1 protein-coding gene is annotated in these 255 nt (G+C 61.6%); it reads left to right on the top strand.

The annotated features are described in order from the left end of the window. Nucleotides 1-255, top strand: a 255-nt coding sequence (locus I6F31_RS36315) for a DUF4082 domain-containing protein (protein ID WP_225187074.1), incomplete at both ends; no start/stop codon positions are given.

Raw genomic sequence — 255 nt, 5'->3', positions numbered from 1 at the left:
TCGCCACGCCGCTGACCATCCAGGCCGGCACGACCTACATCGTCTCCGTCAACATCAACAGCAACTACGTCTCCACCACGCAGGGCTTCGCCTCAGCCATCAGCAATGGTGGCCTGAACGCCCCGGTGGGTGCCGGCGTCTTCGACCTGTCCAAGGGCGCCTTCCCCACCAATGTCTATCAGAATGCAAACTATTTCCGCGACGTCGTGTTCGCTGCGGGCTCGTCACAGCCCAATAACCGCCCCGGTGTGGTAA

The sequence above is a fragment of the Bradyrhizobium sp. NBAIM01 genome (genome assembly GCF_020194115.1).
Taxonomy (GTDB): domain Bacteria; phylum Pseudomonadota; class Alphaproteobacteria; order Rhizobiales; family Xanthobacteraceae; genus Bradyrhizobium; species Bradyrhizobium yuanmingense.
This window is presented reverse-complemented; position numbering and strand designations above follow the sequence as displayed.